Annotated in this window: 25 protein-coding genes; 3 read left to right on the top strand and 22 right to left on the bottom strand. The window is 37.5% G+C overall.

Features of this window, described 5'->3' with window-relative positions:
- Positions 1-29: 29 nt before the first annotated feature.
- From tatC to ACTSKG_RS15895, 3 genes are all read right to left on the bottom strand, one after another.
- Positions 30-773 (bottom strand): twin-arginine translocase subunit TatC, encoded by a 744-nt coding sequence (gene tatC / locus ACTSKG_RS15905; protein ID WP_464755524.1) that lies wholly within the window; start codon positions 771-773, stop codon positions 30-32.
- A gap of 17 nt (positions 774-790) precedes the next feature.
- Entirely contained in the window at positions 791-985 is a 195-nt protein-coding gene (locus ACTSKG_RS15900; RefSeq protein WP_464755523.1) for a twin-arginine translocase TatA/TatE family subunit, read from the bottom strand.
- A gap of 96 nt (positions 986-1,081) precedes the next feature.
- Positions 1,082-1,723: a redox-sensing transcriptional repressor Rex gene (locus ACTSKG_RS15895; RefSeq protein ID WP_464755522.1), complete on the bottom strand. Its 642-nt coding sequence runs from the start codon at positions 1,721-1,723 to the stop codon at positions 1,082-1,084.
- A gap of 287 nt (positions 1,724-2,010) precedes the next feature.
- Here ACTSKG_RS15895 and ACTSKG_RS15890 point away from each other — a divergent pair, with 287 nt between their 5' ends.
- A complete protein-coding gene (locus tag ACTSKG_RS15890) occupies positions 2,011-3,948 on the top strand; it encodes an ABC-F family ATP-binding cassette domain-containing protein (protein ID WP_464755521.1) in 1,938 nt (645 codons plus the stop codon).
- 525 nt (positions 3,949-4,473) lie between these two features.
- Here ACTSKG_RS15890 and tsaD read toward each other — a convergent pair.
- The 12 genes from tsaD to ACTSKG_RS15830 form a co-directional block, all read right to left on the bottom strand.
- On the bottom strand, positions 4,474-5,490 hold the full coding sequence (gene tsaD, locus ACTSKG_RS15885) for a tRNA (adenosine(37)-N6)-threonylcarbamoyltransferase complex transferase subunit TsaD (RefSeq protein ID WP_464755520.1): 1,017 nt from the start codon (positions 5,488-5,490) through the stop codon (positions 4,474-4,476).
- Complete coding sequence (gene rimI / locus ACTSKG_RS15880) at positions 5,487-5,948, bottom strand: ribosomal protein S18-alanine N-acetyltransferase (protein WP_464755519.1); 462 nt, start codon at positions 5,946-5,948, stop codon at positions 5,487-5,489. The genes tsaD and rimI overlap by 4 nt, the downstream gene beginning before the upstream one ends.
- The gene (gene tsaB / locus ACTSKG_RS15875) at positions 5,938-6,624 is read right to left on the bottom strand and encodes a tRNA (adenosine(37)-N6)-threonylcarbamoyltransferase complex dimerization subunit type 1 TsaB (RefSeq protein WP_464755518.1); all 687 of its coding nucleotides are present in this window, start codon (positions 6,622-6,624) and stop codon (positions 5,938-5,940) included. Before tsaB ends, rimI begins: the two co-directional genes overlap by 11 nt.
- Positions 6,621-7,073 carry a tRNA (adenosine(37)-N6)-threonylcarbamoyltransferase complex ATPase subunit type 1 TsaE gene (gene tsaE / locus ACTSKG_RS15870; protein ID WP_464755517.1) on the bottom strand — a complete coding sequence of 151 codons (453 nt, stop codon included), beginning with the start codon at positions 7,071-7,073 and terminating at the stop codon, positions 6,621-6,623. The genes tsaB and tsaE overlap by 4 nt, the downstream gene beginning before the upstream one ends.
- Before the next feature lie 151 nt (positions 7,074-7,224).
- Positions 7,225-7,884: an urease accessory protein UreH domain-containing protein gene (locus tag ACTSKG_RS15865; protein ID WP_464755516.1), complete on the bottom strand. Its 660-nt coding sequence runs from the start codon at positions 7,882-7,884 to the stop codon at positions 7,225-7,227.
- A gap of 35 nt (positions 7,885-7,919) precedes the next feature.
- Positions 7,920-8,744, bottom strand: a complete 825-nt coding sequence (locus ACTSKG_RS15860; RefSeq protein WP_464755515.1) for an urease accessory protein UreD — start codon at positions 8,742-8,744, stop codon at positions 7,920-7,922.
- A gap of 1 nt (position 8,745) precedes the next feature.
- Entirely contained in the window at positions 8,746-9,357 is a 612-nt protein-coding gene (ureG, locus tag ACTSKG_RS15855) for an urease accessory protein UreG (RefSeq protein ID WP_387584757.1), read from the bottom strand.
- A 128-nt stretch (positions 9,358-9,485) separates the two neighbouring features.
- Positions 9,486-10,169, bottom strand: coding sequence for an urease accessory protein UreF (locus tag ACTSKG_RS15850; protein WP_464755514.1), 684 nt, complete (start codon positions 10,167-10,169; stop codon positions 9,486-9,488).
- Entirely contained in the window at positions 10,162-10,617 is a 456-nt protein-coding gene (ureE, locus tag ACTSKG_RS15845) for an urease accessory protein UreE (protein ID WP_464755513.1), read from the bottom strand. The genes ACTSKG_RS15850 and ureE overlap by 8 nt, the downstream gene beginning before the upstream one ends.
- A gap of 9 nt (positions 10,618-10,626) precedes the next feature.
- Complete coding sequence (gene ureC / locus ACTSKG_RS15840; protein ID WP_464755512.1) at positions 10,627-12,339, bottom strand: urease subunit alpha; 1,713 nt, start codon at positions 12,337-12,339, stop codon at positions 10,627-10,629.
- A 4-nt stretch (positions 12,340-12,343) separates the two neighbouring features.
- The gene (locus ACTSKG_RS15835; RefSeq protein ID WP_464755511.1) at positions 12,344-12,658 is read right to left on the bottom strand and encodes an urease subunit beta; all 315 of its coding nucleotides are present in this window, start codon (positions 12,656-12,658) and stop codon (positions 12,344-12,346) included.
- A 15-nt stretch (positions 12,659-12,673) separates the two neighbouring features.
- Positions 12,674-12,976 carry an urease subunit gamma gene (locus tag ACTSKG_RS15830; protein WP_464755509.1) on the bottom strand — a complete coding sequence of 101 codons (303 nt, stop codon included), beginning with the start codon at positions 12,974-12,976 and terminating at the stop codon, positions 12,674-12,676.
- A 126-nt stretch (positions 12,977-13,102) separates the two neighbouring features.
- On the opposite strand from ACTSKG_RS15830, the gene ACTSKG_RS15825 reads away from it, so the two are divergent.
- Positions 13,103-14,014, top strand: coding sequence for an urea transporter (locus ACTSKG_RS15825; protein WP_464755508.1), 912 nt, complete (start codon positions 13,103-13,105; stop codon positions 14,012-14,014).
- Between the two features lie 158 nt (positions 14,015-14,172).
- On the opposite strand, the gene ACTSKG_RS15820 is transcribed toward ACTSKG_RS15825, so the two are convergent.
- Both ACTSKG_RS15820 and ACTSKG_RS15815 read right to left on the bottom strand, forming a co-directional pair.
- The gene (locus ACTSKG_RS15820) at positions 14,173-14,583 is read right to left on the bottom strand and encodes a YugN family protein (protein WP_464755507.1); all 411 of its coding nucleotides are present in this window, start codon (positions 14,581-14,583) and stop codon (positions 14,173-14,175) included.
- An 85-nt stretch (positions 14,584-14,668) separates the two neighbouring features.
- Positions 14,669-15,289, bottom strand: a complete 621-nt coding sequence (locus tag ACTSKG_RS15815; RefSeq protein ID WP_464755506.1) for a GDSL-type esterase/lipase family protein — start codon at positions 15,287-15,289, stop codon at positions 14,669-14,671.
- 115 nt (positions 15,290-15,404) lie between these two features.
- Here ACTSKG_RS15815 and ACTSKG_RS15810 point away from each other — a divergent pair, with 115 nt between their 5' ends.
- Complete coding sequence (locus ACTSKG_RS15810; RefSeq protein ID WP_464755505.1) at positions 15,405-16,451, top strand: acyltransferase family protein; 1,047 nt, start codon at positions 15,405-15,407, stop codon at positions 16,449-16,451.
- 804 nt (positions 16,452-17,255) lie between these two features.
- Here the strand turns inward: ACTSKG_RS15810 and ACTSKG_RS15805 are convergent.
- The 5 genes from ACTSKG_RS15805 to ACTSKG_RS15785 are packed head-to-tail and all read right to left on the bottom strand — an operon-like array spanning position 17,256 to position 21,658.
- Positions 17,256-18,260, bottom strand: coding sequence for a histidinol phosphate phosphatase domain-containing protein (locus ACTSKG_RS15805; RefSeq protein WP_464755504.1), 1,005 nt, complete (start codon positions 18,258-18,260; stop codon positions 17,256-17,258).
- On the bottom strand, positions 18,257-19,042 hold the full coding sequence (locus ACTSKG_RS15800; RefSeq protein ID WP_464755503.1) for a DeoR/GlpR family DNA-binding transcription regulator: 786 nt from the start codon (positions 19,040-19,042) through the stop codon (positions 18,257-18,259). The genes ACTSKG_RS15805 and ACTSKG_RS15800 overlap by 4 nt, the downstream gene beginning before the upstream one ends.
- On the bottom strand, positions 19,039-20,043 hold the full coding sequence (locus ACTSKG_RS15795; RefSeq protein WP_464755502.1) for an ABC transporter ATP-binding protein: 1,005 nt from the start codon (positions 20,041-20,043) through the stop codon (positions 19,039-19,041). The genes ACTSKG_RS15800 and ACTSKG_RS15795 overlap by 4 nt, the downstream gene beginning before the upstream one ends.
- A complete protein-coding gene (locus tag ACTSKG_RS15790) occupies positions 20,040-20,825 on the bottom strand; it encodes an ABC transporter permease (protein ID WP_464755501.1) in 786 nt (261 codons plus the stop codon). Before ACTSKG_RS15790 ends, ACTSKG_RS15795 begins: the two co-directional genes overlap by 4 nt.
- Positions 20,825-21,658, bottom strand: coding sequence for an ABC transporter permease (locus tag ACTSKG_RS15785; protein ID WP_464755500.1), 834 nt, complete (start codon positions 21,656-21,658; stop codon positions 20,825-20,827). Before ACTSKG_RS15785 ends, ACTSKG_RS15790 begins: the two co-directional genes overlap by 1 nt.
- Between the last annotated feature and the right edge of the window lie 25 nt (positions 21,659-21,683).

Below are 21,683 nucleotides of genomic sequence, written 5' to 3'. Positions count from 1 at the left end.
CGACCAATTAGGTCAAAGGCTTTTTATAGTTATTCCATTTCTTTCTTTTGCTCCGCTAATAAATACTTACGGTATCCAATTCTCGAAATACCAACACTAATTTCATATAGAAGGAAAAACGGTATCGAAACGCATAAGTGAGACACTATATCTGGTGGAGTGATGAATGCAGCGATTACAAATAAAACAAAATATGCATATTTTCTAACCTTTACCATCATCATCGGCGTTATTATTCCAAGTCTCGTTAGAAACAATAAGACAACAGGCAACTGAAATACTATCCCAAAAGGAATAGTTATTTGAAATAGAAAGTTAAAATATTCGTTAATACCAATAACTTGTACAATACCAAGATCACTTGATAGCGATGTCATAAAGTTCATAATGTATGGAAATAATACAAAATAAGAAAATGACATACCAGCCAAAAATAGGATAAATGAATACGGAATATAGCTAAGAGTAGCCTTTCTTTCCTTTTCATGCAGTCCCGGACTCACAAATGACCATAATTGATACGAAAGCACTGGAGATGTAATTATTAAAGCAACTATAATAATGACTTTTAAATAAATCATTATTGGATCGGTAACTTGAAATGCATTTAATGTTAAGTCTTTTGTCTGCACACTATTTTGTAAAAAATGAATAAGCGGCTTTGCTAGAAAAAAACTTCCAGCTACTGCAAGAACAAAAACTAAAACAGACACCCAAAGACGTTGTCGAAACTCTTCAATATGCTCAATAATAGTTAAGTCTCTTTGATTCATTGGACATACATCCTAACTTACTTGTCTTCTATGTTTTTTGTTTCTACCTTTTTTACTTCGTCTTCCTCGTCATCAGCAAGACCTTTAGTTGCATTTTTAAACTCTCTTAAAGTTGTACCCATTGCTTTACCAAGCTCTGGTAACTTTTTTGGACCAAACAATAGTAATGCTACGATACCAATGAAAATTATACTTACTGGACCTGCACCCATGTAAGGCACCTCCTCTTATAATATAAGCTTATATTACATCAAAATCAGTCTTATGGCTATTTCTTAACCCGTGAAATATATGTGACATTTTTCAAGTCATTCTGAATGTTTGTTACGTATGAGATAAATAAGTGTTTGCACTTCGACAGATAGATCAATCGTATGTACTCGAATCTTGTCTGGAACACTTAGTCTAACAGGAGTAAAGTTTAGAATACCTGTTATTTCTGTTTTTGCTAATCTATCAGCTACCTCTTGTGCTGAGCGACTCGGAACAGTGCATATAACTAATTCAATGCCATATTCTAGAAGCTTTTCTTCCATTTCACTAGGATTATAAACTGGAATATCACTTTTCATCATCCCTTCAACGGGAGCTTTTGTATCGAAGGCAACGACAATTTTTGTATTATGGTTCTTTTGAAAATTATATTTAAGAAAAGCCGTCCCTAAACTACCTACTCCAATTAGTGCAACATTTGCCGCTTCATCTTGATCGAGTGTTTTACGAAAAAACTCCAATAAGTTAGCAACATCATATCCGTAACCTTTTTTGCCTAGAGCACCAAAATGTGAAAAATCTCTTCGGATCGTAGCGGAATCTATTTTCATCGCATCACTTAATTCTTGAGATGAGACTCTTTTATGCCCAGCATTATGAAAACTCTGTAAAAATCTATAATATAAAGGAAGCCTCTTTGTGGTTGCTTGAGGTATTTTTGGTATTTCAGGTTTCATAAAAACACTCCTATTTCATTGTTTAGAAATGCGCAAAAAGCTCATGTCAGATGTTCATCTATCAAAGAATCGATTTTGACCTCAACAGGCAAACGCCCCTCTGCCAATAGCATGGGCAGGAGCACAGGTACTGGAGTCTGAACAGTTACACGGTAGAACAGTTACTTTCTCAATCTGCATTCGAATCGATTTTAACGAACTAAACATTCACCTCATTATAAAGCTATAGCGTTGCAACGACAAGACCTATCTATTACACTTAAGATAGAATTGAGGTGCGAATCATCGTGATTGTTTTACAAGTAAATCAAGTAACTAAATCCTTCAACGGTGAAGATATATTAACAAACGTAAAATTAGAAGTTCAAGACAGAGATCGGGTCGCTCTCGTCGGCAGAAACGGCGCTGGAAAATCTACTTTACTTAAAATAATTGCTGGAGAAATGTCCCATGATTCCGGCGATATTATTATGCCCAAAAACATTCGATTAGGATATCTTGAACAGCATGCAGGACTCGAATCAAAGCTCTCCATTTGGGAGGAAATGAAGTCTATATTTAGTCATCTTATTGATTCTGAAAAAGAGCTTCGTTCCTTAGAATCGCAAATGGCTGATCCTTCCGTATACGAGGATACAGAAGCTTATGCTCGAGTAGCAGCAACATACGACGAACTCCAACTCGCTTTTAATGAAGCGGGTGGTTATCGATTTGAATCAGACATCCGCTCTATTCTACACGGCATGCAATTCTTCCCAGAAGATTACGATAAACCTGTACAAGCACTATCTGGAGGTCAAAAGACGAGGCTTGCACTTGCAAAAATGCTGCTTAGTAAACCAGACTTGCTTATTTTGGATGAGCCTACAAACCATTTAGATATAGCGACACTAAACTTCCTTGAAAACTACTTAAAAAATTACAGTGGAGCAATTCTTATTGTTTCCCATGACCGATACTTTTTAGATCAAGTAGTGAACTTCGTATATGAAGTTTCTCGCCATAACGTTACAAGATACGTTGGAAATTACAGCAGCTACTTAGATCAAAAAGCTAAGAATTACGAGCGAGAAAAAAAATTGTATGAAAGACAGCAAGAGGAAAAAGCGAAACTAGAAGACTTCGTCAACAAGAACTTAGCTCGAGCTTCTACAACGAAAATGGCTCAGTCAAGGAGAAAAGTAATCGAAAAAACGGAGTGGATGGATTCACCAGATGGAGATGAAAAATCAGCTAATTTCGGATTTACGATTGATCGCCCAAGCGGAAACGATGTCCTTCGTTTGGAAGAAGTTTCTGTCGGATATCCAAGCAAAACTGTTTCCTCTAATATATCTTTTTCTGTATATAAACAAGATCGTATTGCACTTGTTGGTCCAAACGGAGTCGGTAAATCTACCTTACTTAAAACCATTATGAAGAAGCTTGATAATGCAGATGGTAAAATTCAATACGGTACAAACGTCCAGTTTGGATATTACGATCAAGAACAAGCGGCACTCACTGGCAATAAAACAGTTCTTCAAGAACTTTGGGATGAATGGCCAATGATGAACGAAAGAGATGTCCGAACAGTATTAGGACGCTTCCTATTTAGCGGGGACGATGTCCAAAAAACAGTTTCTACGTTATCTGGTGGAGAAAAAGCGCGACTTGCCCTTGCAAAGTTAATGCTATTAAAAGCAAACACATTAGTACTTGACGAGCCTACCAACCACTTAGACTTAGATAGTAAGGAAGTTCTTGAAAATGCATTGCTAGAGTTTCCAGGAACAATCCTCTTCGTATCTCATGACCGTTATTTTATAAACAGAATTGCAACAAAGGTTATAGAATTATCTAATGACAACGCTGCCCTTTTCTTGGGTGATTACGACTACTACTTAGAAAAGAAAGAAGAATTAGAAGAAATTGCGCTAGAAAATGCAACTAATGTGGAAAAAGCAATAGTTGTGAAGACAAGTACTTCTACTATTGATAAAGAAGCAAAGAAAAAAGAGCGCCAACTTCGACGTCAATCAGAGGAGCTAGAAAGTCAGATTCCAGTTGTCGATTTAGAAGTTGCTTCTATCGAAGAGAAACTTTGCGATCCAGAAATTTTTCAAGATCATGAAGCAGTCCAAAAATTGCAATTGGAGTTGGACAGTTTGAAAGCAAAACAAGATGAGTTGTCCAATGAATGGTTGGATCTACAAGAGCAATTGGAGGAAATAGCTCCAAATTAAAGGGATGCCCACGATGGGTGTCTCTTTTTTTAGTTAGGAGGGTCTCGGGAGTGTACGAATTGGTCTCGGCTAATGACAGATTGGTCGCACTTTTGGCAGAATTGGTCTCGTCTTTGAGTAAACTGGTCTCATTCAACACAATCGGCCTCGAAGTCCATTTAGCAGCGTTCTATATCGGAATGCATACATGCCATAAATAAGTCGAACAAAATAGTTAACGACTTGTCGTTTTTTGCCCATATATGTTGGTCAACCCTCTTTTTTCGATCAAACTTTTTCCACAAATTTATTCACATAAAAAAACTAGTAATATCAATATATCAACAGGTTTATCCACATTGTCCACAGAATGAAAAGTTTCTTTTCCACAATTACGTAATTAAAAGAGATACTATATATTGAAAATACGATACTTATACACAAGTTATCCACAGAATGTGCATAAGTACGAATGTTCTCTATTGACAAGCAGAATATTTCCTGTTAAAAAATCCTCTTTTCTTGTCGAAGAAAAGAGGATTTCGTTTACCAATTATGAAGTTCCATCCCTGGTCGACCATTCATCGACAAATCTCCTGTTTTTTTAGCAGAAAACATAGAGTTTCCTGCTGCCGCAATCATCGCTGCATTATCTGTGCACAATGAGATTGGTGGAACATAAAATGGAATGTTTTCTTTTGCAAATGTTTCTTCGAGTGCACGGCGAAGTCCTTTATTTGCAGCAACTCCACCTGCTGCAATTACTTGCTTTACATTGAACTCACGTGCTGCTCTTAGCGTTTTTGCAGTTAACACTTCCACGACACTTTGTTGGAAGCCTGCTGCTAGATGATTTGGATTTATATCTTCTCCGCGTTGCTCCGCATTATGTTGATAATTAATAACAGCTGATTTCAACCCACTGAAACTAAAATCATAGGACCCTTCTTCGAGCCAAGCTCTTGGAAAAGGTACTGCCCCATCACTTTCATTTGCCAATCGATCGATATGAGGACCACCTGGATATGGAAGATTCAGTACGCGAGCAACTTTATCGTATGCTTCCCCAGCTGCATCATCTCTCGTTTCTCCGATTAATTCAAACTGACCGTCTTCTTTCATTAATACAAGTTCGGTATGACCTCCGGAAACTACTAGGGCAAGTAGAGGAAATTCCATTGGCTGCACAAGAGCATTGGCATAAATATGACCGGCAATATGATGCACTCCAACAAGTGGTAAGCCGTTTGCGAAGGCAAATGCTTTTGCTGCATTTATTCCTATTAAAAGCGCTCCTACTAGACCCGGCCCTTCTGTAACCGCTACTGCATCTAAATCGTTTGGTGTCATATTAGCCTGCTTCAAGGCTTCTTCGATGACAATTGTAATTTGCTCTACATGATGCCTAGAAGCAATTTCTGGAACGACTCCTCCAAAACGCTTATGGCTTTCAATTTGAGAAGCCACCACATTTGAAATGATTTCGTGACCATTTTTTACAATGGATGCTGCTGTTTCGTCACAGCTCGTTTCGATGCCTAAAATATATTGATCTTTTGTCATTTAAATTCCACCCACATTACAAGAGCATCCTCTTGCGTATCTGTATAATAATTTTTTCGTATGCCACCGTCTTGGAATCCTAATTTATAATATAGATTCTTCGCAATGTCATTCGTTACTCTTACTTCCAATGTCATAAGCACCACATTTTGTTCTAGCACTACACGAATTGCTTCACGCATTAAACCTTCCCCAATTTTCTGTCCTCGCATACGTTCCGCAACTGCTACATTTGTTATATGACTTTCATCCATTACTAGCCACATGCCGCAGTAGCCGATAATCTCCTTCGTTTCTGTTTCTGCCACAATATAATACGAATACAAATTAGTCGTCATTTCATGCTCAAATGCTTCTCTCGTCCAAGGAGTGGCAAAGGCTTCTTCTTCAATTAGGAGGACTGAATCGATATCCTCAATTGTCATTTTTCTATAAGTAAAAGTATGATTAGTTTCCATTTTTCTTCTGCTCTTTCATCCAGTTCGCTTCTGCTTCTGTCACACGTAAATACTCCGGGACAACCCCATGGACTTCAGTTGGTTTTTGCTTTTTCGCGAGTTCAATTAATACCGCGGCACTTGGCAAATCGAATGCTGCATTTGTACGTTGCACTTTGTCTCCAAGCACTTCTTTTATTTGTTCCCAGTGAATCGAAACATCCATTCCGACAAATAAAACCGGTTGTCCCATTTCTCCCACTGTTTCGAGTAGTTCTACTAGCGACATATGTGCTTCCTTCACCACTTCGCCGTTCGTATAAATGCCCGCAAACACATTGCCGCGCCTTGCATCCATAATCGCGCAAACAACACCAGGGAAATACGGTGCATTTCCGGCTAACACTTGTAAACTGGAAACTGAAAATATTGGGATATTCAATGTCCATGCAAGCGTCTTACCTATTGTTACTCCGATTCGCACACCAGTATAAGATCCAGGTCCTTTTGCAACCGCAATCGCATCAATTTCTCCAGGCTTAATGTTTGCTTTTTTCAATAATTCTTCGATTGCAGGCATTGTTCCAATGGAATGGGTAATCTTAAGAGATGATTTATACTCTGCAAGTACTTGATCATCTTTCAAGACAGCTACTGCAAGCGGAGTATGTGATGTATCTATTCCTAACCAAATCATTCAAAAAGCTCCTCGCATAATTGTTCATATCGTTTACCAAAAGGCTCAAACGTAAACTGCCGTTTATCCCCTTCCAAGCGTAGTATTTGGATCGCCAAACGCTCTGGCGGTAAATCTTCTTTTATTAAATGGGCCCACTCGATAATACTTACAGCATCACCATAAAACAGCTCGTCCCAACCTAAATCCTCATCACTATCTGCCAAACGATATACGTCTAAGTGATTTAAAGGTAATCTTCCTTCATATTGCTTTAATATAGTAAACGTAGGGCTATTAACGTTTCGCGTAATACCCAAACCTTTTGCCACACTTTTCGTAAAGGTTGTTTTACCAGCTCCTAAATCTCCTTCTAGTGTAAGCACATCATTTGGCTCAAGAAGTGTAGCTAGTTGCTTTGCAAGAGCTTCTGTTTCCTGCTCCGAATTTATAATCCGTTCATACATCATCGGTTGCTATCCTTTCAAGTACAATTCTATTTGCTTCTATTATAAAGAAATACGTGGAGGAATGTAAGTATGCAGTCTTTAAGACAAAAAAAGACTAATAATAGAGAGTATGAGCTCCCTTTATCAGTCTCGTTAGAGGATTATAGAACTTTTAAATCCAAAGAGAGAATAATCCCTCTGTTACACCTAAGTTATACATATAATAAATACCGAAAACCAAGCTAACCCCACCTGCAAACAGTGCTAACACTCTATTTACATTATATTTTTTAGAACTAAATACAAATGGAATACCAAGTATAGTTGTAAAAAACAACATTCCTAAAATAGTTCCAATACCAAAAACTAAAATATACACTGCAGCTTCCCAAAAGGTATCTACAATTGTCATCGTCAGTAATACCATTGCTGCACTTCCTGCTAATCCATGAACTAAACCAATAGCAGTTGACTTTAAGTAAGACATTTTGTTACCTTTTTGTTCATTTTGCAGATGGTCCTGTAGCTTTTTTTTGCGGAAATTAATAATGTTCGTGACTCCTAAGTAAACTAGCATAATTCCAACTACAAATTCAAGAGACATAGACATTTTATCGGAAATTTCATTTTTCATTGCAATTAAAATTAGCCCTACAATGAATAATGTTGCAGTATGTCCAATGCCCCAAAAAACCCCTGCTAATGTAGATTGCCATAACTTTTTACTTTTACTTGCAATGGTTGATACAGCAATCACATGATCTGGCTCAATGGCATGTTTAATACCAAGTAAAAAACCTATCGATAATATTGAAAATAATGTTATATCCATTCTCAAACCCCTTTATCAATTTATATATATTACTATCAGTATTTCCTTAAAAATAAAGCCTTTTTAGCAAACCATTCTTGCCGAATGAAAGATGTGCATACCCCTAATATTTCTTCAATTTGTTGTGTAGAGGATGCAAGAATTCGAAGTGAAAATCCCGGTACAGATAACATGGACATGCCGATTTTACATTCCTTCATATGAGGTTCCAATTCTTCATACATTTGATTTAGAAACTGTTGCGTACAATGATTGCTGACAACAATCATTGAACCTAAATGTGTGAAGTTTTCCATAAAACCAATAGCATATACTTGTGATTTGGCGGGTTGAAGCTTTAAGTGATCGAAAGCAATTAACTGATCTTCCACATAAATTTCATTTTTCAACTGTAAATAATCGTACTTAAACCATTCTCCATCTGGAGACCAGCCTGGTGTTAAGATATCCAGATAAATAAGCGTGGATTCTTTGTCCATTCTTATTACTGTATGCTGGTGAAATTTTGCTTCACGATAGGCAATTAGTGGATCAGGAATGTATTCAAGAATGCTCCCTTTTTTCAAGATAATCTCTGTCTCCTGTAAGACAGGAGGATTTAATGTTTTATACACTTTTGTCGCTGATTGAGTTGTTAATACTAATTCTGCTTTTTCTTCAAGCGTAACTTCTATCCGATAACGATCACCACCTACATAACCACCTCCGGGATTCAAAATATAAAAGCATGCTTGCCCGGAATTATCTAGATAAATTGGGCGCATCAGTTTTAATGCACCCTGGAAGTAAACATTTTTTGTAATCGTTTTTTCATTCTTCTTTTCCATAACAAGCTGCAATAGGCCCGTCCAATCTTCCATCTTATTTCAATCCTGTCAATAAAACATTTTTGCGAATCCAATCAATTACTTCATCTAGTCCAGTGTTATCTTGAAGGTTGGTAAAGATAAATGGTTTGTTACCACGAAATACTTTTGTATCGGAGGCCATCACATCTAAATTTGCATGAACATAAGGTGCTAAATCGATTTTATTGATAATAAATAAATCTGATTTAATCATTCCTTGTCCACCTTTACGGGGAATTTTTTCCCCTTGCGCAACATCTATAATATAAATGGAGAAGTCAACTAATTCCGGGCTAAATGTTGCCGCTAAATTATCTCCTCCACTTTCCACAAAGATTAGTTCCAGGTCTGGATGGAGTTTTTTCAATTCCTCAATTGCTGCTGAGTTCATCGATGTATCTTCACGAATCGCAGTATGAGGACACCCCCCTGTTTCCACTCCAATAATACGATCCTCAGGAAGAACTCCATTTTTCATTAAAAATTTTGCATCTTCTTTTGTATAAATATCATTTGTAATTGCAGCCATACTAATCTCATCTGCCATTTGGCGAGTTAACTTTTCAACTAACATTGTTTTACCAGCACCTACTGGTCCTCCAACTCCAATTTTTATCGGTTCCATAACGAAGACACCCTTCCTAAACGAATTCTCCTTGGCGTATTGAGGTCCAATTTTTCTCGAGCAATCTCAGAAAACCTGGCATATCCTCCAAGGATTTTAACTTTAAAACAGAAAGAGGCTGAATATAGTTAAGACATGAATATTCGGATATTCACTCTTTCATGCTTCATTTGAGCTATTTCTAAACCTGGTGCTACTGCTCCAAAATCTTCCTCAGACAGATATCCTATCTTATTCGTTGCTTCTTGAATATATGATTGAAATTCTCGCAGTAACTGCTGACCAGCTGTTTGACCAAGTGGAATTCCACGAACTGCATTTTGAACTAATCCCGATATAGATGAATAAAGGAATGCCGAAATCCCTAAATTTTTTGGAATATCTAGTTGAAAAGCAATTATAGAGAATACAATCGCAGAGTGACCAAACGACAAATCTTTTGACACTCGTTCTTTATACGTTTCTAATAATGGATTAGGGTATAATTCAACACCTATAGTAAGCATTCGCTCACCCATTTTATGTGCACCTTCTCTCGTTTCTCGAGACAAGTTTTGTACTGTAATACGCCGATCTAAATCCCATATTTTTTGATAATCTTCATTTGCTAATGCCTCATAGACAAGTCGACAAGCAAGCCCGTCTGAATAGACGAGTTGCTCATCTAAGTACATTTTTAACCAAGTAGAAAAGCTTGTTTTATCCATGACTTTATTTTCTTGTATATATGTTTCTAGTCCGAACGAGTGACTAAAACCTCCCGTTGGTAAATTGGAATCGCATAATTGAAATAATGACAGCATGTTAGTCATGACTATGTCCAATATGGCGGAAAGCTTGTTTTACTTTACGTCTGTCGCGAATAAAAGGGATTTCTAGCTGTTCCAACAACTCTTCTACCAAATAGTCATATTGAACAAGCATTTTGTCTTCCTCAAATTGTGCTGGTAAATGTCTATTCCCTAGCTGATGTGCTATTGTTCCCATTTCATGCATACTTCGAGGTTGAATAATTAATAAATCATCTGGGAAAACCTCCACGATGATCATGTTTTTTTCATCCATATAAAGTACGTCGCCAGCTTGCAAATCCTTTGCTTCTGTTAAGCGAATTCCAATTTCTTTCCCATGATCTGTTGTGACTCGATTAATTCTTTTTACTAGGTCACTGCTTTCCATATATATCTTTTCTTTATGTGTCTTCGCAATAACATCAGGATCTAATTGATCGATATGCGCAACGACTCTTTCGATAATCATTTCATCACCTCAAAATAAAAAATATCGTTGCCCAATTGGTACCTCATCTACTGGATCACATATTAGATGTTCACCGTTTACACGAACTTCATAAGTTTCTGGATCCACCTCAATAACTGGTGTTTCTCCATTTAGTTTCATATCCTTTTTCGTTAAGTTTCGAATCCCACGAACAGGTAGTATTGTTTTCTCCAATCCTAATTTTTCATGTACCCCTGCTTCATAAGCAGCTGTTGAAACAAATGTAATCGCTGATTTGTACTTCGCTTTTCCCATTGCTCCATACATTTTACGATAAAGAATAGGTTGAGGAGTCGGAATTGAAGCATTTGGATCTCCCATTACACTTGAAACTACAATTCCCCCTTTAAGGATCATGGTTGGTTTTGCACCAAAGAATTTGGGGTCCCAAAGAACTAAATCAGCAAATTTCCCTACTTCAATTGATCCCACATATTCGGAAATTCCATGCGTAATGGCAGGATTTATCGTGTATTTTGCAATGTATCGTTTCACACGATTATTATCCCCAACTCCTTGGTCTTCCTCAAACTTGCCACGCTGTTTTTTCATTTTATCCGCAGTTTGCCAAGTTCGAATAATTACTTCCCCAATACGCCCCATTGCTTGTGAATCTGAACTTGTCATGCTGAAAATTCCCATGTCTTGCAGAATATCCTCTGCAGCAATTGTTTCCGCACGAATACGAGAATCAGCAAAAGCAACATCCTCCGGTATATCTGGGCTTAAATGGTGACATACCATTAACATATCCATATGCTCGATAACTGTATTTGTCGTATATGGCAATGTTGGATTAGTAGATGATGGAAGCACATTCATTTGACTTGCTACTTTAATAAGATCTGGAGCATGTCCTCCTCCAGCACCTTCTGTATGGTACGTATGAATAACTCGATCTTTAAATGCAGAGATTGTATTTTCTACAAATCCCCCTTCATTCAAGGTGTCTGAGTGTAACGCAACTTGAACATCATATTCTTCTGCAACTTTTAGTGACATGTCGATACAAGCGTATGTTGCACCCCAGTCCTCATGCACTTTCAGCCCAATAGCTCCAGCACGAATTTGTTCCGCAAGCGGTTCTTCAGCAGCTGCATGGCCTTTTCCTAAAAAACCTACATTGATAGGCATATCTTCAGCAGCTTCAAGCATTCGGTGAATATTCCATTCACCAGGAGTAACCGTTGTTGCTTTCGATCCCTCCGCAGGACCAGTTCCTCCACCTATTAATGTAGTTAAACCTGCTGTTAAAGCTGTTTCCACTTGATCAGGATTAATAAAATGTACATGTGTATCAATTCCACCCGCTGTCAAAATTCTATGTTCTCCGGCAATTATTTCTGTAGATGCACCAATGACAATGTCCACACCATCCATTACTAAAGGGTTCCCCGCTTTACCAATTGCAAAAATTTTACCATCCCTAATAGCTACATCAGCTTTGTAAATTCCTGTGTAATCTAGAACAATTATATTTGTAATAACAACATCAGGTACATTTTCATCGCGTGTTGCAAGAGGATGGCTTCCCATCCCATCTCGAATTACTTTTCCACCGCCAAAAACTACTTCATCCCCGTATTTGCAATAATCTTTTTCAATTTCAATGAAAAGTTCGGTATCCGCTAATCGAATAGCATCGCCTGTTGTCGGTCCATACATAGAAGAATATTGTTCTCTCGTCATTTTAAAGCTCATAGTATTACCCCCGATCTAATGTGCCTTCCGTTTTATAATTAAAACCATAAACGCGTCTTTCTCCTCCAAATGCTACAAGTTGAACTTCTTTCGGATCTCCTGGCTCAAAACGAACTGCCGTTCCAGCTGGAATATCTAATCGAAAACCAAATGCATCATCCCGATCAAATTCAAGTGCTGTGTTTATTTCATAAAAATGAAAATGAGAACCTACTTGTACTGGCCTATCTCCTGTATTGACGACAGACATACGTTTCGTTTCTTTTCCTTCATTACATACAATGTCCTCTTCTTTTAACACATAATTTCCTGGTTTCATGTTGATATCCTCCTTTTAGCTAATTGGAAAGTGAACAGTGACGAGTTTCACACCATCCGGAAAAGTGGCTTCCACTTGAACATCATCAATTAGATCTGAAACTCCATCCATCACATCTTCAGTTGATAAAATCGTTCCACCAAAAGACATTAGTTCCGCTACAGACTTCCCTTCGCGCGCACCTTCTAAAATTTCATATGTGATAAGCGCAATAGCTTCTGGATAATTTAGTTTGAGACCTCTTTCTTTTCTCCGTCTTGCTAAATCAGCAGCAACAACGATTAATAATTTCTCTTGCTCACGTGGTAACAATTGCATACGTTTTCCTCCAATCGATTGAGTGTATATTGTGTAAAAGAGGGTAAAATAATTTGGACCTTACAGTTTGTGATGCTTAACGTGTAAACATTTAGTAATTTAAGCTTTGAAAAGAGAGGCGACATCATGAAAGAAAAGTTCATTCAACTTATGAGCGCGTCAGTCAAAGGGATTTCACAAGTTGTCTTTATCGAAAATATTATTTCCGGATTACTCATACTGGCAGGAATTTTTATCTACTCAATTCCTCTAGGACTAATTACAATCGGCTCGGCAATTACTGGCACTCTCGTTGCGCGCCTTTGTGGAGCAGATATAAAAATACTAAATAGTGGAATCTTTGGATTTAACTCTGTCCTAGGAGGATTAGCCATTTATTTATTTTTAGAAGGACCCTATAAATGGGTTATTGCGTTATTATGTGCAGGAGTTACAACCATTGTAACTGCCGCTTTGATGAATATAACAAAGCACTTCGATATGCCTGTCCTAACCTTCCCATACATCCTACTGACCTGGTTTTTTATCGGGACTTCTTTTAGATTGAACTTTATCAAACCAGGAGCAAATATTTCGCCACAAACCTTAATAAATTGGGAAAGGGAACTTGACGGTCCACTCGATTGGAATGGATTATTACGTGGTATCGGACAAGTCTTTTTTCTAGATGAAATTCTTCCTGCTATTTTCTTTCTTATAGCAATTTTCATTGCAAGTATGAGATATGGAATTTACGCCATTATTGGCTCTGCTATAGGCTGGTTAACCGCTCTCTTCCTTGGTGGGGAAATTTCATTAATCAACTTAGGCCTTTACAATTACAATGCGGTTTTAACAATGATTGCAGTAACTTCCGTCTTAGAAGTTAAACATAAAAATGCATGGATTACAGGCATTTTCGCTTCCATTCTATCTGTACAAATTACAGCAAGCTTGGACACTTTTTTACTTCAATATGGATTACCAGTTCTCACCATGCCTTTTGTTCTATCTACTTGGCTTATACAAAATGCACGAAAAGTATTTCCTAATATTTAGTCATTCATTTTCCTATCCTTTCTTTTGATTATTCCCTATGTATTCTCACCATGATGTATTTAATCTATTCAATGACTTTAGATGATTTCCATGTTTATGAAAATAATAAAACCGTTTCGGCTAGGAACTTCCGAAACGGTTTTATAGGTTTTGATATATTAATGCACTAGTCGAACTACTTGCTCCACAGCCTGTTCTCCAGCGTGCGCCCATCTATTTTTATTTTCAATCTGCCCATCTTTATCAAGGGGATCTTGGAATTGGTCAAACCCTGTAGAGGTTAGCAATGAATTTTCATCATTATCCAACCCAACATGTACGACATGCTTAATAACATACGGTGTCTGAAACTTAATATAAGCTTCATGATGATCCAAATCACCTTCTAACACCTCGAATGGAAGCCTTAAATAAATAGTTTCCCCTTCATCGCGCCACAACACATTATCAAAGCTGCCTTTATGGTAATCCCAGTTTCCTCCAATTGAATATCCTAAACTTTGGATGCGATTGCGCAAATCACCAAAGTATGCCTTTTTCCCTTCTAAATCGGTCTGTAACTGTAACAATTACACTCACTCCTTTTTAAAATTCTCCATCATATCTTTTCCAATAATAGATGAAAAAATACAAATAGAGTTTTCAAAAGGAGTCTTATTTTCTACTCAATCTATTCAGCAATCTTTGGAAAAAATTTGTATTCTTTTTATCGATATTTATATCTTTTATCTTCTGTGCAATCAAACTAGTTAAAATTTCATACCCTTCTTCTCCAAAATGAAGACCATCATCTTTTTCTCCTCTTAATAGCTCTATATAATTCGGTTCGGAATAAAGAACATGGAAAAAGTCAATAAAGTGACTACCCGTCTCACTAGCTACATCTTTTACAGCTTGTGCATATTGCTGTAAACGTGCATTCGATCTGTTCGGCTGCAGTGACTCATCAACGGGAGCTGGAGTAATTAGAATGGTTCTTGATGTTCCAATTTTTTTAGTGAATTCAGTAATGTTTTGCTTAAAAGATTCAAGCTCTACAAATTTATGAAGAGAAGAATCATTTGCTCCAAATAATATTGTCACAATGTCTGGGCATCTCGACAGAACGTCCTTATTAAACCTTTGCATTGCTTGTTCCGTTGTATTTCCTGAAACGCCTGCATTGATAAACTTATAGTCTTTCATTTTTAATGAAAGCTTGTACGTCAGTATAGGAGAAGGATACCCCTCATTTCTTGCGGTAATGCTATCACCAAAACAAACTACTTCCAACATTTCACAACCCCCTTAATAAATTATTGTAATATAATTGAAACATATTATACGTTTATATTCACTCAATAAAGGATAAACAATCATGAGGTACTAAGCTTGCTTTGGAGGAATTATAATGTCTAAAAAAAGATTAACGTGGGTGGATGTTACGAAGGGTTTTTTAATGATTTTAGTCGTCATCGGTCATTATCCTGGAGAATTGGATGTTCCCCTCATCAAATATATTTATTGGTTTCATATGCCTGCCTTTTTCTTATTAAGCGGTATATTTTTTAAAGAAATTGCCAAAGATCAAAACTCACATAAAATAGTAAAAAAGAGATTTATGCAGCTAATGATTCCTTATTTGTTTTTCCTTTTTGCTATTACTACTGTTCGATATAGCATGGAGTTAGCATTAGGAAACTTTGATCTTTCCTGGTATTTACAAGATTTATGGAAGCTTGTTATTGCAGGTCGTTTTGCTCGTGGAGCTTATGGTGTTTTTTGGTTTGTAACTACATTGTTTTTTACTTATTTATTGTTCATTTGGATGACAAAATATTTAAATCGTGTAAAACAAATTATTCTACTCGTAACATTCTATCTTGTATCACATTTAGAAAGCATTTTCGCTATGCACGTAGTCAGTGGCTCTCCAGATAAAGCTGCTCAAACAATTCCAATGCTATGGAATTTAGACGTTGTTTTAATGGCCATTGTTTACTTCGCACTCGGCTATTACGCAAAATCAGTTTGGATGCATATAAAATTGCCTTGGTTCCTTGGTTCAATCGGAATTGCGATTGGTGCAATAGTTGCAGATAGAATGGGATTCATTGATTATCATTTGAGTATGAAATTCTTACGATATGATCATCCATTATTAGATTTAATAATACCGATTGCTTTTATTATTGCGATTGTAGGGACTTTTCAAAGACTATCCAAAATTCTACCATTACATTGGTTAGCGAAAGTCGAAAAACATTCGATCGCAATCATGTATTTGCACATTTTCACGGATATTATTTTAAACGATTATTTCCAATACGGATTAATCGGTTTCACTATACTAGGCTTGGCCATTCCGATTATCATTTCCATCGCCATTCAAAAACTTATTCCCTACGGTAAATTCCTTCTTGGAGATATCCGAGCGAAAAGTCCAATTCACATATAGATGAAGAAACACCCTATTTAAGAGACAAATTGCTTTTCTTAAATGGGGTGTTTCTTTTTTTCAATTAATGGCATTTCGTGACTGATTTGCTACTACCCGAGACTAAATAACTTGAAGTCGAGACCAATCTGCCACTACCTGAGACCAACTATACAGGACCAAAAACGCAAGCGTCCTATAAGCGCATCCTGTCCTCACCGTTTCCAGAGTGCTTTGGAAGAAACATTGGCTACATCATTACCGTTAGAGTAATGGATCGTGAAGTGACTTCGTCACTTCACGATCCATTTTTTCGGTAATCTTGTGGCGAAAGTTTGTCCGTCGCCCTCTTGGAATATATAAAGACATGATGCATTTGTTTTGGGTAATGAGAGATAAGATACTTACCTACTCTTTTAAAAGCTTCCGAAGATACCATTTCGGAAGCTCTTCACCTCTTTATCAGTAGAAACTACCTATTTTTCTCTGGTTCCGCTTACCATATGGATAAGCAAAATAAAAGTACCAGTTCATTAATTGGACGAAGTAGATTCTTTTCTTATTTGCATGTTGATTGAAGCGGAAGGCGGCGACTCCTAGGGGATTAGCAAGCAAATCAAGACCCTGGACTGAGCGTAGCGAAATTAATTTCTGCGACGAGCTTGCGCAGGAGCAAGGGAAGCGGCTTGATGCTTGCCCCCTGGAAAGCGTCCGCCTGCAGCGGAAATCAACCTGTTCCTGGCATCAATTTATATACATTCTTATCTCTGAACAAATGCAAAAAGCCCCCAATGAGATCAACCTATACTTAAAAAAGTAAAATATCTAATAGGAATAAAGTTTCTTCACTCGACCATCGAATCCGACCAATTTATCAACACCTAGCTCTTTCAGCATGTTTGCATTCTCTCCTGTATATTTACCTAGATCATCTGGATAATGGGAATCGGAAGACACCGTAAACGATACACCGCGGTCCACAAGAACCTGTAAAAAATCAGGACTTGGACACATTTCTTTCACGGGATATCGATAATACAATCCAGCATTCACTTCAGTAGCAGTTCCTGTTTCCATTAGTGCATCTGCAATTCTCGCATACCACTCATTATTAAACTTTGCATCATCCACTCGGAAATTGAACACTTTTAAATTATCTAAATGCGCGACAAAATCAAATATCTCCGAACGGATTGCTTTCTCTACTGTTTCAAAAAATCGTTCGTACAATGCTTTCAAATTCTTCGTTTCAAAAATTTCTACGGTTTGCGGATTATCGAATCCCCAGCCATCCACAAAATGAACGGAGCCTATCACATAGTCCCACGGTTGATCACTAAGCAGCTCGACTAACTCTGCTTCACACCCAGCAAAATAATCAGCTTCAATACCCAATTTCAAATCGACACCTTCACGACTCCACTTCTCTTTCGCAGACAAAATGGAGTTCACAAAGTCATCCATATTCTCGGTCATCACTCTGTCTAGCCAGTAACGCTGTACTTTTCCTACATCATCTGACGGATCCAATAGCATATTTTTCTCAAAATAATCTCTCGTTTCACGAAAACGATACAAATGATCGACTATCCCGACTTCCTTCAACCCTAGTTGCTTCGCACGTTTCAAATAAAGATCCAACCACTCTTCTGAGTAACATCCTTTATCCAATCTATTTTTCCATGCATTTACTTGCCAATTCACAAAATCTTTCGTACCTTTTTCTAATCCATCTGGTAAACCAAATGAGGCAATCGCTTCTGAAGTTCGTTCTAACCAACGAATCGAGTAAGGTCCTTCCTCCAAATGCACGTGATAATCTATTTTCATTTACAATTACCTCCATTTACCACAGTCCACGTACCATCGTATCCATGCCAATCTGCTGGATATCTCTCATTTGAAATTACTTCTGACAACTCATTTAACCCACAAATTGTATAAAAGGATTTCTGATTCATTTTGGAATGATCAGCTAACAAAATACAGCAAAAACTATTTTCTACCATCTTTGATGATACGAGCGATTCATCTAAGTCGTAATCATAAACAATACCTGATTCTACTCCACCGCACGATAAAAATGCTTTATCTAAATTCATTTTACTTAACCACTCTAACGTCATCGCACCGCCAACGGAAGATTGTGCAGGATTCGTAATTCCTCCTAGCAAAATCACTTTTCCGGTCATTCGCTTTTCTTCGATTGCCAAATTAAACCTTTCAGCAGCAGCGATAGAGTTTGTGACAACTGTTACATTGTTCACTTCCACTAAGTAGTCCGCTATATGAACCGTTGTTGTCCCTACATCCACTGCGATTGTATCACCATCGCTGATTCTCGTAGCTGCAACTTTTGCAATTTCAAGTTTCACTTCTCTTTGCATATCCATCTTTCGTAAAAACTCAGGTTCTTTTCGCAAATTAATAAACTTCACAGCTCCACCATGAACCCTTGTCAATAAATGCTGTTGCTCCAACTCATCAAAGTCTCTTCGAATGGTTTCCGGAGCAACATTTAACTCTTCTGCAATAGCAGACACAACAATCTTCCCATCAAATTCTAGCCTACTTAATATATGCTCAAACCGTTCAAGCTTCGAGTGTGTCATGTTAGCTCAATCACATCTTCACGTGCGATATAGCATTCATATGCCTTTCCTAGCTCCATTGCATATCCTCGTTGATGAAGCTGCTCCACAGAGAATGTGCTTTCACCTGCTTGAAAAAGCGAACGAATAACGTTTCCGCTCATGACTGATTCTTTCGCAATTCCAATAATATTTAAATCTCCTAGAGCTGCTTCCAAATGAATTGCTTCTGGACGAATGGCAAATTTCAAACCTTCACCAGGTAATGTGTCGCCAATCATTTGCTCCAGCTCTTTACGCGTAAATACATTATAATTCCCGATAAAGTTAGCGATAAATTCATTTTCTGGCTTCGTATAAATTTCAGTAGGCGTTCCTCTTTGAGCAATTTCTCCTTTATTCATAACGAAAATCTTATCGGAAACAGCCATTGCTTCTTCTTGGTCATGTGTTACCAAAATCATCGTAATGCCGAGCTTCATCTGAATCGAACGTAAGTCTGCTTGTAACTTTTTACGAATTTGCGCATCTAAAGCACTTAGTGGTTCATCTAACAATAAAACCTTAGGACGCACAATTAGCGCTCGCGCAAGTGCAACACGTTGCTGCTGACCACCAGATAATTCATGCGGAAAAGCACTCACTTTATCGGACAAATCGACAATCTTAAGTATTTCCTCTACTAGTCGATCAATTTCTTTCGCTTCCACTTTTTTGATTTTCAACCCAAAAGCAACGTTCTCTTTCACCGTCATGTTCGGAAATAATGCATAAGACTGAAACACCATTCCTACTTCCCGGTTTTTCGGCTGAATATTATTCATTACTTTTCCTTCAATTTTCACCGCTCCTGTTGTTGCATCTGTTAGCCCGGCAATAATTCGTAAAATGGTACTTTTCCCACAACCGCTTGGACCTAGCAACGTTACAAACTCACCTTTTTCAATCGTCATATCAATATTAGACAACACCGTATTCGTGCCATACTCTTTATGAAGACCCTCAATCACTAAATAACTCATGTATTTGCAACACCTTTCGATCGTTTAGTTAGGACGGAGATGATAAAGGTTAATACGCCCATCAGCACTAAGTAAACAAATACAACAGCACTTGCGATATGCCCACTTGTACTTAATTTTTTCATTAGATAAATTTGAACTGTTTCAAAACGCGAACCAACTACTAGGTTAATCAAAACAAATTCCCCGAACAAAACGGAAAATGATAGTAGCGCACCTGCAAACAGTCCTGGATAAACGGCAGGTAATAAAACCTTAATAAATGCCTGGAGCTTAGTAGCTCCTAGTAATTCTGCTGCATCTAGCAACTGACGTGCATTTATATTTCGCAAGCTATTACGTGTCCCTTGATAGATGTAGGGCAAAATACTAATTACATAAGCCCCTAAAACAATAAAAATCATCGGCACGCCGATTCCTGAATATGCGCGGATTAAACCTACTGCTAAAATTACTCCTGGAAATGCATATACCAGTACAATCGCCACTTGAATCCATTTCTCATACTTTGGAAAATAAAGAACAATGACAAAAATGGCAGGTACAATAAACAATAAAGCGATGATAACCGCTCCTCCAGAAAGTAATACAGATCGACCAAAAGCTTCGATGAAACTCGTATCTTGAAACAAAGTAGCTAACCATTTAAACGTTAATCCCTCTGGTAACACAGTTTTATTCCAATTCGTTGCAAATGCATAAAGCGTTGTTGCTAAGATTGGGACGAATAAATATATCATTAGGAAGATAAAAAATAGATCAGCAAATCCTCTTTTTTTCACTATAAATTCCTCCTAGTTCTCTTAATACTCCACTCACTTAACAACATCGCGATAATCATTGTCACGCCAAGCAAAACTGCAATCGCACTTGCAAGTTCTGGTTGTGCGAAAATATCGCCTGACAACAGTGCTCCAATTCGTATCGAAACTAAATTATAGTTACTTCCTGTCAACGCATATGCCGAAGCATAGGCACCCATCGCATTCGCAAAAAGTACACTAAACGTCCCAACAATACCTGGAAGCATAATAGGAATCCCTATTTTTGTCCAAAATTGAAATGTCGACGCCCCAAGTAATGCCGCAGCATCCTTCCATTGTTGTTGAATTCCATAGTAAATTGGATACAACAGCATAAGCGAAAGCGGTAATTGAAAGTAAACATATATAAGCAATAACCCGCTCCAGCTATATAATGAGAACGATGAAAGAGCATCAATTCCCCATTTTTCAAATAACAATGTAAACAAACCACTGTTCCCAAGCAATACAATAAACGCAAATGCTAAAGGGATACCAGAGAAGTTTGACGTTAAATTAGAAATGATTAACACTTTTTCTCGTACTGGCTCAGAACACCGCATTATCGCATACACAGCGAACATTGTAACAACTAACGCTATCAAAGCAGAAACCGCTGACAGCGTAATACTATTTTTAAACCCTTGTAAAATATAACTATTCGTTAGTGCTGATTTATATTGATCCAACGTAAGTCCATCACTATTACTAAAACTGGATATAACCATATATACAAGTGGAACAATGAAAAACAATAAGATGAGCACTAGAAATGGTAGTATCCAAACGATCAATTGCTTTTTAGATTTCATCTCGATCAGTCCTTCCTGTATCTGT

Source organism: Psychrobacillus syltrankelensis, from assembly GCF_055454035.1.
Note: the sequence above shows the minus strand (reverse complement) of the source record. Positions and strands in the feature narration are given on the sequence as shown.

What these genes read in the sequence shown, in the direction of transcription:
- tsaB (WP_464755518.1), bottom strand. Translation starts at nt 6,624, where the DNA reads ATGATTTGGTTAGGAATAGATACATCACATACTCCGCTTGCAGTAGCT.
- ureG (WP_387584757.1), bottom strand. Translation starts at nt 9,357, where the DNA reads ATGGAACCGATAAAAATTGGAGTTGGAGGACCAGTAGGTGCTGGTAAA.
- ACTSKG_RS15850 (WP_464755514.1), bottom strand. Translation starts at nt 10,169, where the DNA reads ATGACTAACATGCTGTCATTATTTCAATTATGCGATTCCAATTTACCA.
- tatC (WP_464755524.1), bottom strand. Translation starts at nt 773, where the DNA reads ATGAATCAAAGAGACTTAACTATTATTGAGCATATTGAAGAGTTTCGA.
- ACTSKG_RS15785 (WP_464755500.1), bottom strand. Translation starts at nt 21,658, where the DNA reads ATGAAATCTAAAAAGCAATTGATCGTTTGGATACTACCATTTCTAGTG.
- ACTSKG_RS15805 (WP_464755504.1), bottom strand. Translation starts at nt 18,260, where the DNA reads ATGAAAATAGATTATCACGTGCATTTGGAGGAAGGACCTTACTCGATT.
- rimI (WP_464755519.1), bottom strand. Translation starts at nt 5,948, where the DNA reads ATGGAAACTAATCATACTTTTACTTATAGAAAAATGACAATTGAGGAT.
- ACTSKG_RS15860 (WP_464755515.1), bottom strand. Translation starts at nt 8,744, where the DNA reads ATGGAAGATTGGACGGGCCTATTGCAGCTTGTTATGGAAAAGAAGAAT.
- ACTSKG_RS15895 (WP_464755522.1), bottom strand. Translation starts at nt 1,723, where the DNA reads ATGAAACCTGAAATACCAAAAATACCTCAAGCAACCACAAAGAGGCTT.
- ACTSKG_RS15835 (WP_464755511.1), bottom strand. Translation starts at nt 12,658, where the DNA reads ATGAAACCAGGAAATTATGTGTTAAAAGAAGAGGACATTGTATGTAAT.
- ACTSKG_RS15815 (WP_464755506.1), bottom strand. Translation starts at nt 15,289, where the DNA reads ATGTTGGAAGTAGTTTGTTTTGGTGATAGCATTACCGCAAGAAATGAG.
- ACTSKG_RS15865 (WP_464755516.1), bottom strand. Translation starts at nt 7,884, where the DNA reads ATGGATATAACATTATTTTCAATATTATCGATAGGTTTTTTACTTGGT.
- ACTSKG_RS15800 (WP_464755503.1), bottom strand. Translation starts at nt 19,042, where the DNA reads ATGACACACTCGAAGCTTGAACGGTTTGAGCATATATTAAGTAGGCTA.
- tsaE (WP_464755517.1), bottom strand. Translation starts at nt 7,073, where the DNA reads ATGATGTATGAACGGATTATAAATTCGGAGCAGGAAACAGAAGCTCTT.
- tsaD (WP_464755520.1), bottom strand. Translation starts at nt 5,490, where the DNA reads ATGACAAAAGATCAATATATTTTAGGCATCGAAACGAGCTGTGACGAA.
- ACTSKG_RS15795 (WP_464755502.1), bottom strand. Translation starts at nt 20,043, where the DNA reads ATGAGTTATTTAGTGATTGAGGGTCTTCATAAAGAGTATGGCACGAAT.
- ACTSKG_RS15810 (WP_464755505.1), top strand. Translation starts at nt 15,405, where the DNA reads ATGTCTAAAAAAAGATTAACGTGGGTGGATGTTACGAAGGGTTTTTTA.
- ureE (WP_464755513.1), bottom strand. Translation starts at nt 10,617, where the DNA reads ATGATTATCGAAAGAGTCGTTGCGCATATCGATCAATTAGATCCTGAT.
- ACTSKG_RS15825 (WP_464755508.1), top strand. Translation starts at nt 13,103, where the DNA reads ATGAAAGAAAAGTTCATTCAACTTATGAGCGCGTCAGTCAAAGGGATT.
- ureC (WP_464755512.1), bottom strand. Translation starts at nt 12,339, where the DNA reads ATGAGCTTTAAAATGACGAGAGAACAATATTCTTCTATGTATGGACCG.
- ACTSKG_RS15830 (WP_464755509.1), bottom strand. Translation starts at nt 12,976, where the DNA reads ATGCAATTGTTACCACGTGAGCAAGAGAAATTATTAATCGTTGTTGCT.
- ACTSKG_RS15900 (WP_464755523.1), bottom strand. Translation starts at nt 985, where the DNA reads ATGGGTGCAGGTCCAGTAAGTATAATTTTCATTGGTATCGTAGCATTA.